Source organism: Aquincola agrisoli (assembly GCF_036621135.1).
GTDB lineage: Bacteria > Pseudomonadota > Gammaproteobacteria > Burkholderiales > Burkholderiaceae_C > Aquincola > Aquincola agrisoli.
This window is the reverse complement of sequence record NZ_JAZIBG010000028.1, coordinates 170,406-186,074: the sequence shown is the minus strand read 5'-3', so window position 1 is coordinate 186,074 and position 15,669 is coordinate 170,406. Positions and strand designations below refer to the sequence as shown.

Here is a 15,669-nt window from a genome sequence, read left to right as displayed (position 1 = left end):
CCCATGGACACCCGCACCATCTGGCACCGCCTCGACCATTTCCTGGTCCGCCTGCGCCCGCACCGCGAAGCCTTGTCGCTCGCGATCGACGGCGGCGTGGTGGCCGTGTGCTGGAACGTCACCTACCTGTTCCGCCTCGGCTTCGAGCGCTGGATCAGCGCCCGGCCGGCATATGACTTCTGGGTGATGCTGGGGGTCATCGGCCTGTACCTCGTCGCCTTCGCGGCGGCCAAGGTGCCGCAGAGCATCTGGCGCTTCTCCGGCTTCGGCGAGGTCAAGCGCCTGACGATGGCCTGCCTTGCGGCCGGGCTGCTGAGCGGCGCGCTGGTGCAGCTTGCCGGGCTGCGCGGCATACCGCGCGCGGTGCTGGCGCTGCACCCGGGCGTGGTGCTGATGGGCGTGTGCCTGCTGCGGGTGGGCTACCGCATGCTCTACGAGCATGCGCGCGCGCAGATCACCGGCGGTGACGGCGAGATCCGCCGTGCGCTGGTGCTGGGCGCCGGCGAGGCCGCCAAGCGCCTGCTGGCCGGCATCCACCAGCAGGGCTGGACCGTGCTGGGCCTGCTCGACGACGACCCCGCCAAGCAGCGCGCCCGCATCGCCAACCTGCCGGTGGTCGGCACGCTCGACACCGTGCGCGACCGTGCCCGGCGCGGCGCCGCCACCCACCTGATCATCGCGATCCCCTCCGCCCGGCCGGCGGAGCGCCGCCGCGCGCTGGACCTGGCGGCCGCCACCGGCCTGCCGGTGCTGACCGTGCCTTCGGCGCAGGAACTGCTCGACGGCCGCGCCAGCGTCGACCGCGTGCGCGACATCGAACCGGACGACCTGCTGGGCCGCGAGCCGGTGCAACTCGACGAAGCCGGCATCGGGGAGACGCTGCGCGGCAAGACGGTGCTGATCACCGGCGCGGGCGGCTCGATCGGCAGCGAGTTGTGCAGACAAGTGGCCCGCTACCGGCCGGCGCGGCTGGTGCTGTACGAGCTGAGCGAGTTCAACCTCTACACCATCGAGCAGGCGCTGACCGAGCGCTTCCCGGCGCTGCCGCTGGTGCGGCTGATCGGCGACGTGAAGGACCTGGCGCACCTGCGCCACACCTACGGCCGCTGGCAACCGCAGGTCGTCTTCCATGCCGCGGCCTACAAGCACGTGCCGCTGATGGAGGAAGAGAACGCCTGGGCGGCGCTGCGCAACAACACGCTGGGCACCTACCACGCGGCGCTGGCCGCGGCCGAGCACGGGGTGGAGCGCTTCGTGCTCATCAGCACCGACAAGGCGGTGAACCCGACCAACGTGATGGGTGCGACCAAGCGCGCGGCCGAGATGGTCATCTCCTCGCTGGCGGCGGAGCATGCCGGCACGCGCTTCATGGCGGTGCGCTTCGGCAACGTGCTGGGCAGCAGCGGCAGCGTGATCCCGAAGTTCAAGGAGCAGATCGCCAAGGGCGGGCCCGTCACGGTGACGCACCCGGACATCATCCGGTACTTCATGACCATCCCCGAGGCGGCGCGGCTGGTGCTGCAGGCCGCGGCCATCGGGGAGAGCGGGCAGGTGCTGGTGCTGGACATGGGCGAGCCGGTGAAGATCGTCGACCTGGCGCGGGACATGATCCGGCTGGCCGGGCGCAGCGAGGCGGAGATCGGGATCACGTTCACCGGGTTGCGGCCGGGGGAGAAGTTGTATGAAGAATTGCTCGCGGACGCGGACCGCACGGTGCCGACGCGGATCGAGCGGGTTCGGATCGCCGAGTTGAGCAGTACGGTGTCGGCCGGTGCCTTCGCGCTGGACCTGGAACGGCTTCTCTCGCATGTCGACGCGGACCGCGGTGCAGCGATGTCGTGGCTGGCACTGCGTGTTCCGGAGTTCACGCCTGCTGATGCGGCCCTCTCCGGGTGACTCCCCTCCAATTTTTCAGACACTGAGATGACCAAAGTTGCACTGATTACCGGCGTGACCGGCCAAGACGGGGCGTACCTGTCGGAACTGCTGCTGAGCAAGGGCTATGAGGTGCATGGCATCAAGCGCCGGTCGTCGCTGTTCAACACCGACCGGGTGGACCACCTGTACCAGGACCCGCACGTCGACAACCAGCGCTTCAAGCTGCACTACGGCGACCTGACGGACTCGACCAACCTGATCCGCATCATCCAGCAGGTGCAGCCCGACGAGATCTACAACCTGGCCGCGATGAGCCACGTGGCCGTCTCGTTCGAGACCCCCGAGTACACCGCCAACGCCGACGGCATCGGCACCCTGCGCATCCTGGAAGCCATCCGCATCCTGGGCCTTGAAAAGAAGACCCGCTTCTACCAGGCCAGCACCTCCGAGCTCTACGGTCTGGTGCAGGAGATCCCGCAGAAGGAAACCACCCCCTTCTACCCGCGCAGCCCCTACGCGGTGGCGAAGATGTACGCCTACTGGATCACGGTCAACTACCGCGAAGCCTACGGCCTGTACGCCTGCAACGGCGTGCTCTTCAACCACGAGAGCCCGCTGCGCGGCGAGACCTTCGTCACCCGCAAGATCACCCGTGCCATCGCGCGCATCGCGCTCGGCCTGCAGGACTGCCTGTACCTGGGCAACATGAGCGCGCTGCGCGACTGGGGGCACGCCCGGGACTACGTCGAGATGCAGTGGCTGATGCTGCAGCAGGACCAGCCCGAAGACTTCGTCATCGCCACCGGTGTGCAGTACAGCGTGCGCCAGTTCGTCGAGTTCGCTGCGAAGGAGCTGGGCATCACGCTCGCCTTCACCGGAGAGGGTGACCAGGAGATCGGTACGGTGGTGAAGATCGAACCCGTTGCAGGCCTGGTCAAGGACAAGCCCCGTTGCAAGGTCGGCGATGTGATCGTCAAGGTCGATCCGCGCTACTACCGTCCCACCGAGGTCGAGACCCTGCTCGGGGACCCGACCAAGGCCAAAGACAAGCTTGGCTGGGTGCCCAAGACCACGCTGCCCGAGCTGGTGAAGGAAATGGTGGAGGCCGACTACACGTCAGCGCGGAGAGATGGCCTCGTCAAGATGGCCGGCTTCCAGGCCTACGACTACAACGAGTGACGCCGATGGACGACCGCAACGCCCGCATCTACGTCGCCGGCCACCGCGGCCTCGTCGGCTCGGCCATCGTGCGCAAGCTGCAAAGCGACGGCTACACCAACCTGCTCACCCGCACCCATGCGGAGCTGGACCTCACCGACGAACACGCCACCCGGGCCTTCTTCGCGCAGGAGAAGCCCGAGTACGTGTTCCTTGCCGCGGCCAAGGTCGGCGGCATCGTCGCCAACAACAGCTTCCCGGCCGAGTTCATCCGCGACAACCTGGCGATCCAGACCAACGTCATCCACGCGGCGTACCTGAACCAGGCCACGCGGCTGCTGTTCCTGGGCTCGAGCTGCATCTATCCGAAGCTCGCGCCGCAGCCGATGAAGGAAAAGGACCTGCTGACCGGCCCGCTGGAGCCGACCAACCGGCCCTATGCGCTGGCCAAGATCGCCGGCATCGAGATGTGCTGGAGCTACAACCGCCAGTACGGCACGAAGTACCTGGCGGCGATGCCGACCAACCTGTACGGTCCGGGCGACAACTACCACCCGACCAACAGCCACGTCATCCCGGCGCTGCTGAGGAAGTTCCACGAGGCCAAGCTGAGCGGGGCCGAGGAAGTCACCGTGTGGGGCACGGGCACGCCGCGCAGGGAGTTCCTGTACTCGGACGACATGGCCGATGCGTGTGTGTTCCTGATGAACCTGGGGGACGAGAAGTACCAGGGGCTGCTAGGCAGTGATGAAAGCCAGACAGGCAGGTTCGAGCCGCCGTTGGTGAATATCGGGGTGGGGGAGGATGTGACGATCGCTGAACTGGCGAGGCTGGTGGCTGAGACCGTGGGCTTCGAGGGCAGGATCGCTTACGACACCAGCAAGCCCGATGGCACGCCGAGGAAGCTGATGGATGTCGGTCGACTCAGTGAGGCAGGCTGGCAGGCGGCGACGCAACTCAGGCATGGATTGCTGGCTTCTTACGACGAATTTCGATCTCGCGCCGACACTGAGCGCAGTGTGGGCATTGCGGCGCGAGGAGACATCGCTTGAACTCGGCCCCCATCGGCGCGGCGACGGGCGAGGGCGCGTGATGAACCGCGTGTTGACGGCGGTGATCGCGGGGACGGCCATTGCTGTCAGCGTCGCGATCAGCCTGGCCGCGACAGCGGTGGGACGCCAATGGTTGCATGGCGTTGACGCCGTGCTACTGGGCGAGCGCGTGATGGACACGCTGGCGCGCCTGCGTTCGGACGAGGACTGGGCGACGGCTCAGGCGCTGCGGCCGGGTCAGAACTACGCATGGCTGCATGCCGGTGGCGCACCGGTGCGCATCGCGCACGCGCTCGGGGATTCGGGCGCAGTCACCGCCAACACGCTGGCGGCCGCGCGCCGCGCCTATGCGGCCGGCTTCCGTCTGCTTGAGGTCGATCTGGTTCTTGAGCGCGGCGAACTGCGTTGTCAGCATGATCCGGGGCCTCAGGGCGATCTGGTGAAGGACGGCTGCACGTTTGACACGCTGGTTGGGGCGGTGCCTCCCGATGTCTGGCTGGTGTTGGACATCAAGACGGATTTCGCGGCGGCCGGGCAGTACGTCGTCGATCGTGCAATGGCCACCGGCGACGCACGCCGGATCGTGTTCCAGTTGTACCGACCCGAAGATGTCGCGTTGTTCAATCGCTGGCAGGCGCACAATCAGGCCCCGCTGCCGGGGCCGATCTTGACCGCATACCTCGCGCATCGCCGCATCGATCACGTTGCCGAGCAGGCGGCACGGATCGGAGTCCAGGCGTTCACCTTGCCGCTGAGCAGGCTACCGGCACTGTCGCGCAGACTAAGCAGTGGCGTGGTGCTCGTGCATCCCGTTCACAATTGCGCTTCTTGGGCGCGGGCGCTGCGTCGCGCTGACGGTGTCTACACGGTCTCGTCGTTGCGTTGTAGCACGCCTTCTTCGATGAAGTCTCCATGAGTTCCAGTTCTACGGCCCGCCGAGCGATGAGCGCCCCCTTCGCTGCGCGCATGTCATCGCGGACGTGGTTCGGAGTCCGGTTCTTATGCATCGTCGTGGCGCTGAATGCGCCGTCGTGGCTCACCGCTTGGATCTTCCAGGCGCCGCTGGCCGAGGAGCGGCCACTGTTCAATCTCGACCTGTTGGCAGCCGCTGCGCTGGCTTGCGTGTCGACGCTGGCGGGCGGCGCCGCGCTGGTGCTGGCTTGGGCGGCGGACTTCATCCGGTTGGCGGCCAAGAACTATCACTTTATGTCGGCGCTGGACTTCGTCGATGCGGCGCGCTTCGTCGACATGCTGAACCTGCAGACCTTTCTGTCCGCATCAGTGCTCGGACTGGCGCTCGGCTTCGTCACGTGCGTCTGGCTCGTACTGTGGCTGACGCGGAGTTCAGTGCGGTTGGTCTGGCCATTGATGAGCCTGGCGGCGCTGGTGGCCGTGTTCGATGTCTCCAACGGATCCTTCCACATCTTCGGATTGGACAAGGACAGCCGCGTTGTCAACATGAACTTCGCCGGCAGCCCGGGATGGAACGTCTGGCGCTCGGAGCGGCAAAGCCTGCTGGCTGCGGGGCCGCTGGTACCAATGCGCCAGCCGAAGGCATTCCAAGCGTTGCAGGGCTGGCAGGCGACGCATCCCGGGCGTACGTCGATGCTGGTACTGGTCGAATCGATGGGCCTGCCGCGTGACCCGGCGCTGCAGGTGTGGTTGAAGGAGCGGCTGGCGACCCCTCGCGTGACGGCGCGCTGGGACATCCAGATGACGGACGAGGAATTCGTCGGAGCGACCACCTCCGGCGAACTGCGCACGCTGTGCGGCCTGCAGGGGCACTACTCACGACTGGACGATACGATGGCTTCTGGCTGCCTGCCGAGGCGGCTGGCGAGCCGGGGGGTGACCTCCATCGGTATTCACGGATTTGGGCTGCGGATGTTCGATCGCGCTGAGTGGTGGCCGAAGATTGGCCTGACGCCCTGGCATTGGCCTGCGGGCGGCGCGCCGATGCAGATGAATTGCAACCGGGCCTTCCCGGGCGTGTGTGACAGCGCGTTGCTGGAGCAGGCCATGAAGCAGGCGCAGACGCCGGGGCGGTTCATCTATGCATTGACCTTGGACACGCACCTCCCGCTGGATCTGCGTCAGACGGCGCCGCTGCCCGCTGCGCTGCGTAGCGTGTGCGCCGCGTCAGCGACGCCGGAGCAGGCTTGCCAGCTCGTGAACAAGCTGGGCGATCTGCTGGCGCTGCTGGAATCGACGCTGGCCGCATCGGAAACGACGCCGTTCCTGGTCGTCGTGGGAGATCACATGCCGCCGTTTGGCGAGGTGACGAACCGCGAGGCCTTTATCGCGCACCGCGTGCCGATGTTCGTGATGACGCCCCGCTGAAGTCCCGCCTGTTCGTCCGCCCGCGCTTCAGCGACCGTCTTCGTAGATCGCCGTGATCTTTTCCATGCGGGCTGACAGCGTGTAACTCGCGAGTATCTTGGAACGGGCCTGAGCAGAGAAACGAGAGCGCTTAGCGTCGTCGTCGACGAGATCGATCAGTGCCGCCGCCAGGGCCTCGTCATCGTCCACTGGGAATAGCCGCCCGTCGCTCCCGTCCTCAACAAGGTGGTGATTGCCGGGGATGTCGCTGGCGACGACAGGCACGGCAGACGACATGGCCTCGAGGATCGCTAGCGGCATGCCCTCCCAACGCGACGGCAGCACCATCACATCGAGCGCCTTCAGGAGATCGGGCACGTCGCTGCGCCAGCCGAGGATGCGGATGCTGTCCGCGTGGCCGGAGGCCTCGATCGCGGCGACCAGTTCGGCACGGAATTCGCCATCGCCGACCATGAAGAAGCTGACGTTGCGCCGCTGCGCGGTCACGCGGATCGCGGCACGGACGAAGCATTGTGGATTCTTCTGGAGCCACAGGCGGCCAACCATGCCGACGATGACGCGGTCCGGCGCGTCGATTCCGAAAGCCGATTGCCGCAAGGCTTGACGCCGCTCGGGCGTCGCCGGCGCGTAGGTGTCGACGTCCACGCCGTTGGGCAGCAACGCCAATCGGCGCTCGGGCACGCCAAGCAGGTCCCGGGCGATGGCCGCGTCGGCGTCGTTGAGCACGATCATCCGGTCTGTGACGCGACCTGCGCGCTTTTCCAGGAACGTGAAGATGGTCTTGATCGCCCAGCGCGACTCGGCGGGAAACGCGTAGCCATGGACGGTGTGGACGATGATCGGCACCCGGGCAGCGCTGGCGGCAAGGCGCCCGAGGATGCCGGTCTTGGACGAGTGCGTGTGGACGATGTTGGGCCGTTCAGCGCGGAAGAAGTCGCGCAGGGCGACGTAGGCTTGCACGTCGCGCTTGGGGGAAATGGCGCGCTCGAGCTCGGGGATCAGGTGCACGCGCACGCCGATCTTGCGAAGTTGCTCGGTGAACTCGCCTTCGCACTTGCAAACGGCGACCCGGTCGTATCGCGCCGGATCCAGGTGCGCTAGTTCATCGAGGGACACCTTCTGCACGCCACTCATCAGCGGCAGCAATTGCAGATGAACGATCTTTTTGCGAGCAGTCATGAAGGAAGTGTTCTCGTGGCGGGCGCCATGAACCGCGCGCCCGCTGACCGGCGAAGGACCGCGGGTTTAGACGCGCGTCTGCCGAGGCTGCATCACACCGGCCTCGATCAGGACGCGGAGGAGGCTCAACGCGGCGTTGTGCCATGTGAAGGTCTCAGCGCGCACGCCGCCGGCACGGCGAAGCTCCTCGAGCCAAGCGTCGTCATGCAGGGCACGTTGCATCGAGGCGCGGATGTCGTCCACCGAGTACGGATCGAAGAAGGCGGCACCGCTGTCGCAAATCTCTGGGATGGACGCGGCGCGCGCAGCGAGGACAGGGCAGTCGCAGAACATCGCCTCAACGGGCGGCAGGCCGAAGCCTTCGTAAATGGACGGGAAGACATAGACGCGTGCGTGGCTGTACAGCGCTTTGATCTCGTCATCGGTGAGACGGCCGGCGCGCACGATGCGGGGATCCTCGCGCGCTGCGTGGGAGCTGTCGGCAAACACCGTGGCGTTGCTGCCGCCCACGACGACGAGACGGGCGTGCGGGTCCTGCAGGCCCGCGAAGGCCTCGATGAGGCGCGCGAAGTTCTTGTTGGGGTTGGCACTGCCGACGGCCAAGAAATACCGGCCGGATTCGACGCCGAGCTTGCTGAGCACCGCGAGGTTAGCGGGTTGACGGCGCATATGGTCGGCTCCGCAATAGACGACGGCGATCTTGTCAGCGTCGATGCCGAGGTGGTAGACGAGCCGTTCTTTGGAGAAGTGCGAGACCGTGAGCACGCGGCGGCTTAGGCGGCCTTGCGCGTTGAACAGAAGGCGGTACCAGCGGACGAAGTTGGCGCTGAACGAGGTCGGCACATCGAAGACGGCAGTGTCGTGGAAGGTGCAGACTTGGCCGAACTTGATTAACGGGGTACTGCCGGCCAGGTTGATCAGCATGGCGCCGCGTGCGGCCCAGGGCAGGTGGACCTGTTCCCAAAGATGCAAGTTGCCCGAGGGGATTTCGCGTATCTGGATTCGGCGTAGCGTGGGCAGCGGCTGGATGCGCTGGGAGGGCACGAGCAGCACGACGGGGCTGGGCACAACGCAGAAACCGTCTGCGAGCAACGCATCGAAGGCCTGCAGCAACTCGATCGCGTAGCGTTGGACGCCTGTCAGTGATTGGGCGAGGAATTTGCCGTTGATGTACGCAGCCTGGTACATGGCTTTAGAAGTCGGTTGGCGCAAATTGTTTTAGGGACGGGCGAGGCGCTTCGCTACAGCGGTTCCCATGACGGCCCGGCTAGCCAGTAGCCAGAGTCCGAAGATTGCCGCGATGTAGAGCAGCGACCCTAGGATGTTGCTATGGATGCCCTCGTTGACGAGTTGCATGGGAAACGTGAACGCCATCAGTGCAAGGGCCTGGGCGCGCAGGGAGCCGCGCAGTAAGGCCTGCTCGTAAAGTCGAGACAGGCCGGCCAGCGCCGTGCCGATTAGGAAAACGCCGGCCCAACGGAGGTTCATGTAGGCCTCCAGCATGGCGGAGGAGTAGACGTTGACGCCGTCCGCAAACGCATACGGCTTAACCAGTTCGGTCACATAGGCGGCCGTCAGCGGCGGCTTGTCCGGCCAAATGTTTCGCGGCACGGCATGCAGAAACGCGTAGACGTAGGACATGCCGCCCTCGAACTTCAATTGTCCCAGGCGAGCCAGTTCGAAGCCGTCCGCCATCTGGGGCAGCATATCCATTCGACCCATGAAGACCTTGAAAATCAATTCGCGGTCTTCGACAAGCGTGTTCAACGTTTGGGCATAGACATCGAGGCTGCCGACTTGGATGTCACGCACTAGCCCAAAGAACGCTACGATGAAGATGAGCAACGGACCCAATAGCATGAGGTAAAGCATACGGACCCGGCGCACATACAAGTGGCACAACAAAAGGTGAATCAGCGCGGTCGAAACCAGCGTGAAGCGGGCCGCGCCCACTACGGCTTCGAGGAAGACGAGCAGGGTCAATGCTATGGCCGTGCGTCGGTACAGGCGATGCTTGTACGCCAGCAGAATCAGGAGAAAGTAGCTGGCGGTCGCCAAGGTCGGGATCTTGAAGAGGTAGGACGCGCCCGCGTTCTGCGTGGCTTGGGCTAGCTCCAGCGCTGTCTCGCCACCGCCTACCGCCATCAGCAGCACGATATTGAGCGCCTTGAACGCGAAGAACGACATTACCAGCCAGACGTACAGTCCACGCGATCCCGGTGCATTTGGCCTGGGGGTCACATGTAGTAGGTGTTGTGTAGGCCACAGAAGCTGTCCGGCGACATAACCAAGCAAGAACAGGAGCGCCGAGAGCAGCGCCATTTGCATTGGCCGTGCGGGAGCCTCATCGAACACGGCTAGCGCCTTCAAGACGATGTAGAAGAGAAAGTCGACCGTGACCCAGAAGGCACACGAAAACAGGAAGCGATGAGAGCTGCCGGTGTTCGATGCGACCAGACCCATGAGCCCGACGATTGCCCAGAGCAGCGCCTCGGTCAGCCGGTCGTCGCCGCCGTTCACTCCGAAGTCGAGCAGTGCGTAACCGCAGCCGGTGAACATGGCCGCTGCCAGCCAGAGCATCCGAGTGGAGAATTGGTCGCGAGCGGGCCGCGCACGCTTCCGCCCCTCTGGGGCGGCGTCGGAGCGGAGAGTGGCGACAGTCATTCGTCAGGCTCCACATCAAAGGCCAAGTTTGCGACGAACACGACTCCACCATTCATGAACGTTCAGGTAAGTCGTCCAGCGAGGGCCAGCATTGGTCGGAACCACGCAACCCACCTCGCCAATCGCACCCGAGAGCCTGTGTTCGAAGTAAATGGTCCGGGCTTTGCTCGACAATTGTTCCGGCGTGAATGTCGCTTCGCGCAATCGATACCAGAGGTACGGGGACGCAGCGTAGGTCAGGTTCGCCTTCAGGAACTGTCGGAATGCCGAGGGCAGGCCTGCTCCCCATGCTGGACTATCGACCCGGAGGCTCAGGGTCACACCGTCCCGCTCGGCCATCTCGCGCAATTGCAACATGAGCGCTAGGGCTTGGCGGTTCAGCGCGAAACAGAACGTCGTCACGTAGCGGTCGAGCCCGCTCCACGGACTGCGCAGGCAGATAGTCGTGTAGAGGTCGGCCTTGCCCGCGATCGCCGGCAGTTCCAGTGCCTTCACCAATCCGACCTGACGCCATAGTGCACGGAAATTGGCGACGGCGGCATGGTTGGTGAATAGCGTGTCGTTCACGAAGACGATGGCGCGTGCGCCGGGATGCTGACGGTTCACCCTTTCGGCGCCAGTCAGGTAGGCGGAAAAGTCGAAATCGAGATTGTCGGTTGGCAGGAGCATCCACCCGTCGTCCATCGTGCACTCGCTCGACGCCGAGGCGGAGACCACATAGCCCCGTACGCCAGCACCTGGAGCCATCACACCTTCGAGGCGGGTACGCATTTCCTGTGGCGTGAGGCGGTAACTGCAGGCGACGATGACAACCTCGTCTTCCATCATGGTGCCGAGGGGGAGCTTTGAAGGCATAGATTCAGGCGGCATGCACCAGGCGTCGTTGCAGGCGATCCTGGTTGGTTCGCGCCGAAGCGGCGATTGACGTCACCGTCCGCTGGTTGTGTGCACGCATGGCGGCGCGTGTCGCCGCGTCAGGGAACTCGCCGCGCTTGAACTGCTCCAGGGTGATGCTGCGGAGTGTTTCTGCAGTGAAGTCGCCGATGCGTGGGGTGATGACGACGGGCAGCACGCCCCAGTACAGGTACTCCACCAGCTTGGTCGGGCAGGCCACCAGATTCACAAGTACTTCGTCGCGCAGGATGAAGCCGTATTCGTGCTTGAGATAGAAGTCCTTCACGGACTCGGGCGCGACCGAACGGCATGTGACGTCCTTCAGGCCGATTCTAGACAGGCGAGCCTCGAAGCGCTGAAGATCCCCGGTAAGGAAGGTGTACTTCAGGTCGGACCGGGCCTGCGCGGCATCGAGCATCTTGTCGACGTTCTGCCAAGCTTGCATGCCGCCGGCGTAGATGACCGCGTGTGAATCGCGCGTTGCCTGCAGCGCCCGGGCTGCGTCGTCGTCCTGACCAAGCCGGGGCAGGATTGGCAGGACGATCTCGTCGCGACCCGGGCGGTCGCCGTGCTTGGCTTTGAAGTGCGCCAGCATGGAACGTGTCACGCAGACGAGCGTGTTGCAACGGCGGAGCACGCGTCGCTCGGCGAAAGCGAAGACACGCGCGGCGCGCGTGTGACCCTCTTGTGCAAGCTCCTCGGGCACGATGCCATGGGCGTCGAAGACCACATGGGCCCTCGTGGGAAATGCCATTGCCTTGAGTGCGTTATAGGCCGAATGGATGTACACCAAATCGGCCTGCTTGAGCAGTCGTGCTATCAGGAAAATATGTGCGAACAGGTTGAGCCGATAGATGGTCACGCACCCTTCAACCAACAATTCCTTGCGGACGAAGCGGCGAAAGGACAGATCCAGGTAGACGCGCGGCGACGACGCCATCAGTGCATCAATGTGAGCGACACGTTGGATCATGCCGTCCTTCTGGTTCTCGGTCGAAGGATTCGGGGCGACGACGACGATCATGCGTTGTGTTCGACGAACGCCTCGACCCGGCGCGCAATGCGCATCGAGGCGGAGCCGTCCCCATAGGGATTCGCGCGGTTGGACATCGCCGTGTAGGCGGCGCTGTCGTCCAGCAGTTCCTCTATGCCCGCAATGATGTTGGCTGCAACTGCGCCTACCAGGCGCGCGGTACCCGCATCGACGGCCTCGGGGCGCTCCGTCGTGTCTCGCATCACCAGCACAGGTTTGCCCAGCGACGGGGCCTCCTCCTGGATGCCGCCACTGTCGGTGAGTATGATGTGGCTGCGCATCATCAAATAGACGAAGGACAGGTAATCCTGGGGTGGAATCAGATGGATGTTGGGCAAGTTGCCAAGGCTTGTCTCGACGGGACCCTTCACGTTCGGGTTCAGATGCACCGCGTAGACGATCTGCACGTCGTCCCGTTTCGAGAGCTGGAGCAGCGCTTCGCAAATCTCCCGCATGCCATCGCCGAAATTCTCGCGGCGATGACCGGTGACCAGCACGAGTTTCTTGTCCTGGTGCAGAAACGCAAAGCGGTCGTTCAGCGGCGCCCGCAGTGCCTTGTCCTGCGTCAGGCGCCCCGACACTTGCAGCAATGCGTCGATGACCGTGTTGCCGGTGACTTCGACGTTTGTTGCATCGACCTTCTCGGCGAGGAGGTTGACCCGCGATGCCTCGGTGGGAGCGAAGTGCAGATGCGCCACCAAGCCGGTGAGGCGGCGGTTGAGCTCTTCCGGCCAGGGCGAGTAGAGATTGCCGGTGCGCAAGCCCGCCTCCACGTGAGCAACCGGAACCCGCTTGTAGAAGCAGGCAAGCGACGCCATCGAGGTCGTGGTCGTGTCGCCATGGACAAGCACGAGGTCCGGACGATAGCTGTCAAGTACCGCGGATAGCGATTCGAGGATGCGCGCGGATATGCTTTCCAGCGTCTGCGACGTGGACATCAGGTTGAGGTCGAAGTCGGGAACGATTTCGAACAACGACAGCACCTGGTCCAACATCGACCGGTGCTGCGCGGTCACGCACACCTGGGTCTCGAACGCATCGTGGCTGGCTAGCGCGCGCACCACGGGCGCCATCTTGATCGCTTCGGGACGAGTGCCGAAGACAACTAGGACTCTCTTGTTCATGCGGGTGAACCTTGGGACTTGATTTTCTTGAATGCTCGACGACGCGAGTCGAGCAGCCACTTGACGGTGGAGAGCAGCTTCAGTCGTTCCAGCAGCATCAGTCCGTCCAGCAGTGTCTTCGAGTGACCGAGCCGAAGCAGGGCTTCGCGGCTTTCCTTGATGTAGTGGAGCCCACCGTTGGCCGCGACGTGTATCAGGGCCTTGGCCGGATAGGACCTTCGGAAGGGCTCGCCGATTGCCTGCCAGAGCGCCGGGCGATCGCCGTGGACCTCTCGTATCAACCTCGTGATGGTGCGGGCGTCGAGAGCGATGAAACGACCCGGGATCGTGTTGAATTCGTTCGGATTGCCGCCGCGCGCAACGACGAGGCAATCCGCAATGGCTGCCAGCGACGCGCCGGCCGCCAGCGCGGAATGCATCGCGAACATCTGGATGTAGTATGTCCCGATCCAGGTCCGAACGAGTTCCTGGCGGGCCATCCAGACGGTTCGCCGGAAGGCATACGCCGAGATGAACGTGAACAGCAGGCTCATGTTCGGTTGCGCGGCCAGATGCGCGGAAAACGCCTCCGAGGTTGCGCCGACGTGTCCTGCCGGCGGAGCGGCGCGGTGCAGCGGGAGCAGATGCAGATCGCCCTGGATGTAGCCGAACTGCACGATGTCCGTCCGCAGCGACGTCAGTGCTGCGACGAGCTTGCGGATGCCGCCGGGTTCAACCACGTCGTCGCTGCCGAGCAACCAGCAGTATTCGCCTTGTGCCGACGCGACGACCGCATCGAAATTTCGGTCCGGCCCGAAGTTCTCGGACTGCACGAAGTAGCGCAGGGGCAGCGTGGCCTTGAATCCTTCCAGCACGGCCAGCGTGGTATCGGTGGAGGCGTTGTCGCTCACGACGACCTCGACGCTGCCTTCCAGTTCCGCCGGATCGATGGACGACAGACACTCGCGCAGAAATCCCGCCCGGTTGTACGTCGGGATGCAGATGGACAAGAGGGGCTGTGGGTTCATGAAATCCTGGAACGGTACTTCGCGTAGAGCAGTGCGCACCACGGTAACGAGACGAACAGCGTTGCCGCTGCGTAAGCCGTGACAGTGGCCTGCAGACTGTGATGAGCTCCGACGAAGACGCCGACCCCGATCAGCGCGGCGGTCACCATCGACTGAAGCAGCAGTGGCTCCTCCTTGTGCGCGCGCATATACGCGGCCATCGCGAAGACCACGCCGTTCGCGACCGTGACGACGGCGAGCATTAACAGACTGCTCAATGGGGGCAGGCGGTCCAGAATCTTCGGTGCGAACTCGCCTGCCACGAACGCACCGGCGGTTACGGCGAGCGAGCACACGAGCGTGGCGCCGACAGAGCGTCGCAGTTGATGATCGAACAGCGTGTTCAGCGCCGAGCGCTCATGTCGGGCGATATGCGCGGCGAAGTTCGGAATCTTCGCCGCGATCCAGCTGATGCCCACCGTGGAGATGGCAGAGAAGATCGTGAGCGCCAGACCGAGTCGTCCGGCCGCGACCGGGCCCTGCAGCGCGAAGACGACCGGCGTCAGGAAGTTGAATATGAAATAGCCGCTGGCCCAGCTGAGTGCGATCTTCCACTGCAACGGGAAAATGTCGCGCCGCCATTCAAACTCCTCGGTGCTGATGCGCGGCTCCTGAGCGACCTCCGCGCGCAACAGACGCAGATTAGGATGACGCCACAGCCACCAGACCGTGGAGACGGCTGAGGTCATCGGTACGGCGACGACGGACGACAGGCCCTGTCCCGACAACAGCAACGCCCAGAGCAGCAGGTATCCCACCATGGATTGGCGCAGCCGCAGCTTCGCGACATCCGCGACCTCCCCGATGCCTTCGCAAATGGCGAGGCGGGCGCTGAGCGCGAGGTTGATAGCGGCCGCGACAATCAGCGTGATCCACGGCCCGATCCACTCGTTGACCGGCAGCGTACCGCGGCGCTCGAAGAAGTAGACACCCCCGGTAAGCAGCGCGATAGCGAAGAGAGTGGCCATGACGGTGTTCCACTTCTGCGACAGCGCGAGCAGCGATGCGACAGCGCGACGCCACCGCAGAGCGCCTTCGAGCCGGCCGCCCGGCCCACGCTGCAAGTGCGCCGCCGAGTGGCCCGCCAACTGGGTCAGCACGTGGTTGAGGCCCAGTTCGAAGAAGACCTGCAGGGCCAGTACGCTGCCGAACGTGTAGTAGAACCCCTGCTCGGTCGGCGAGAGGAACAGCGGCAGCAAGACCGTAGTCGCCGCGCCCGCGACGATGCCCCACCCGCGGAATAGCACAGTCGCGAGCACATGAATGTCTAGACCCGCGAAGGTCCGCAAACGCGCCAGCAC

At 64.5% G+C, this 15,669-nt stretch carries 13 protein-coding genes; 5 read left to right on the top strand and 8 right to left on the bottom strand.

Annotation, left to right across the window (positions count from 1 at the left end; all coding sequences use genetic code 11):
* Positions 1 to 3 precede the first annotated feature (3 nt).
* From V4F39_RS12535 to V4F39_RS12515, 5 genes are read left to right on the top strand one after another with little or no spacing between them, the layout of a single operon-like run.
* Positions 4 to 1,896, top strand: coding sequence for a polysaccharide biosynthesis protein (locus tag V4F39_RS12535; RefSeq protein ID WP_332289787.1), 1,893 nt, complete (start codon positions 4 to 6; stop codon positions 1,894 to 1,896).
* Positions 1,897 to 1,923: 27 nt separating this feature from the next.
* The gene (gmd, locus tag V4F39_RS12530; protein WP_332289785.1) at positions 1,924 to 3,057 is read left to right on the top strand and encodes a GDP-mannose 4,6-dehydratase; all 1,134 of its coding nucleotides are present in this window, start codon (positions 1,924 to 1,926) and stop codon (positions 3,055 to 3,057) included.
* A 5-nt stretch (positions 3,058 to 3,062) separates the two neighbouring features.
* Entirely contained in the window at positions 3,063 to 4,088 is a 1,026-nt protein-coding gene (locus V4F39_RS12525; protein WP_332289784.1) for a GDP-L-fucose synthase family protein, read from the top strand.
* Positions 4,089 to 4,128: 40 nt separating this feature from the next.
* Positions 4,129 to 5,004 (top strand): hypothetical protein, encoded by an 876-nt coding sequence (locus V4F39_RS12520; protein ID WP_332289783.1) that lies wholly within the window; start codon positions 4,129 to 4,131, stop codon positions 5,002 to 5,004.
* 26 nt (positions 5,005 to 5,030) lie between these two features.
* On the top strand, positions 5,031 to 6,428 hold the full coding sequence (locus tag V4F39_RS12515) for a sulfatase-like hydrolase/transferase (RefSeq protein WP_332289782.1): 1,398 nt from the start codon (positions 5,031 to 5,033) through the stop codon (positions 6,426 to 6,428).
* 27 nt (positions 6,429 to 6,455) lie between these two features.
* Here V4F39_RS12515 and V4F39_RS12510 read toward each other — a convergent pair whose 3' ends face one another.
* The 8 genes from V4F39_RS12510 to V4F39_RS12475 all read right to left on the bottom strand — a co-directional run bounded on the left by V4F39_RS12510 (position 6,456) and on the right by V4F39_RS12475 (position 15,669).
* Positions 6,456 to 7,607, bottom strand: a complete 1,152-nt coding sequence (locus V4F39_RS12510) for a glycosyltransferase family 4 protein (RefSeq protein ID WP_332289781.1) — start codon at positions 7,605 to 7,607, stop codon at positions 6,456 to 6,458.
* A gap of 66 nt (positions 7,608 to 7,673) precedes the next feature.
* A complete protein-coding gene (locus tag V4F39_RS12505) occupies positions 7,674 to 8,795 on the bottom strand; it encodes a glycosyltransferase family 4 protein (RefSeq protein WP_332289780.1) in 1,122 nt (373 codons plus the stop codon).
* 30 nt (positions 8,796 to 8,825) lie between these two features.
* On the bottom strand, positions 8,826 to 10,271 hold the full coding sequence (locus tag V4F39_RS12500) for an O-antigen polymerase (protein ID WP_332289779.1): 1,446 nt from the start codon (positions 10,269 to 10,271) through the stop codon (positions 8,826 to 8,828).
* A gap of 15 nt (positions 10,272 to 10,286) precedes the next feature.
* Positions 10,287 to 11,099 carry a hypothetical protein gene (locus V4F39_RS12495; RefSeq protein WP_332289778.1) on the bottom strand — a complete coding sequence of 271 codons (813 nt, stop codon included), beginning with the start codon at positions 11,097 to 11,099 and terminating at the stop codon, positions 10,287 to 10,289.
* Between the two features lie 31 nt (positions 11,100 to 11,130).
* Positions 11,131 to 12,189, bottom strand: a complete 1,059-nt coding sequence (locus V4F39_RS12490; protein WP_332289777.1) for a glycosyltransferase — start codon at positions 12,187 to 12,189, stop codon at positions 11,131 to 11,133.
* Positions 12,186 to 13,322 (bottom strand): non-hydrolyzing UDP-N-acetylglucosamine 2-epimerase, encoded by a 1,137-nt coding sequence (gene wecB / locus V4F39_RS12485; RefSeq protein ID WP_332289775.1) that lies wholly within the window; start codon positions 13,320 to 13,322, stop codon positions 12,186 to 12,188. Before wecB ends, V4F39_RS12490 begins: the two co-directional genes overlap by 4 nt.
* A complete protein-coding gene (locus tag V4F39_RS12480) occupies positions 13,319 to 14,329 on the bottom strand; it encodes a glycosyltransferase family 2 protein (protein ID WP_332289774.1) in 1,011 nt (336 codons plus the stop codon). The genes wecB and V4F39_RS12480 overlap by 4 nt, the downstream gene beginning before the upstream one ends.
* Positions 14,326 to 15,669, bottom strand: a complete 1,344-nt coding sequence (locus V4F39_RS12475; protein WP_332289773.1) for a hypothetical protein — start codon at positions 15,667 to 15,669, stop codon at positions 14,326 to 14,328. Before V4F39_RS12475 ends, V4F39_RS12480 begins: the two co-directional genes overlap by 4 nt.

What these genes read in the sequence shown, in the direction of transcription:
- V4F39_RS12535 (WP_332289787.1), top strand. Translation starts at nt 4, where the DNA reads ATGGACACCCGCACCATCTGGCACCGCCTCGACCATTTCCTGGTCCGC.
- gmd (WP_332289785.1), top strand. Translation starts at nt 1,924, where the DNA reads ATGACCAAAGTTGCACTGATTACCGGCGTGACCGGCCAAGACGGGGCG.
- V4F39_RS12525 (WP_332289784.1), top strand. Translation starts at nt 3,063, where the DNA reads ATGGACGACCGCAACGCCCGCATCTACGTCGCCGGCCACCGCGGCCTC.
- V4F39_RS12520 (WP_332289783.1), top strand. Translation starts at nt 4,129, where the DNA reads ATGAACCGCGTGTTGACGGCGGTGATCGCGGGGACGGCCATTGCTGTC.
- V4F39_RS12515 (WP_332289782.1), top strand. Translation starts at nt 5,031, where the DNA reads ATGAGCGCCCCCTTCGCTGCGCGCATGTCATCGCGGACGTGGTTCGGA.
- V4F39_RS12510 (WP_332289781.1), bottom strand. Translation starts at nt 7,607, where the DNA reads ATGACTGCTCGCAAAAAGATCGTTCATCTGCAATTGCTGCCGCTGATG.
- V4F39_RS12505 (WP_332289780.1), bottom strand. Translation starts at nt 8,795, where the DNA reads ATGTACCAGGCTGCGTACATCAACGGCAAATTCCTCGCCCAATCACTG.
- V4F39_RS12500 (WP_332289779.1), bottom strand. Translation starts at nt 10,271, where the DNA reads ATGACTGTCGCCACTCTCCGCTCCGACGCCGCCCCAGAGGGGCGGAAG.
- V4F39_RS12495 (WP_332289778.1), bottom strand. Translation starts at nt 11,099, where the DNA reads ATGATGGAAGACGAGGTTGTCATCGTCGCCTGCAGTTACCGCCTCACG.
- V4F39_RS12490 (WP_332289777.1), bottom strand. Translation starts at nt 12,189, where the DNA reads ATGATCGTCGTCGTCGCCCCGAATCCTTCGACCGAGAACCAGAAGGAC.
- wecB (WP_332289775.1), bottom strand. Translation starts at nt 13,322, where the DNA reads ATGAACAAGAGAGTCCTAGTTGTCTTCGGCACTCGTCCCGAAGCGATC.
- V4F39_RS12480 (WP_332289774.1), bottom strand. Translation starts at nt 14,329, where the DNA reads ATGAACCCACAGCCCCTCTTGTCCATCTGCATCCCGACGTACAACCGG.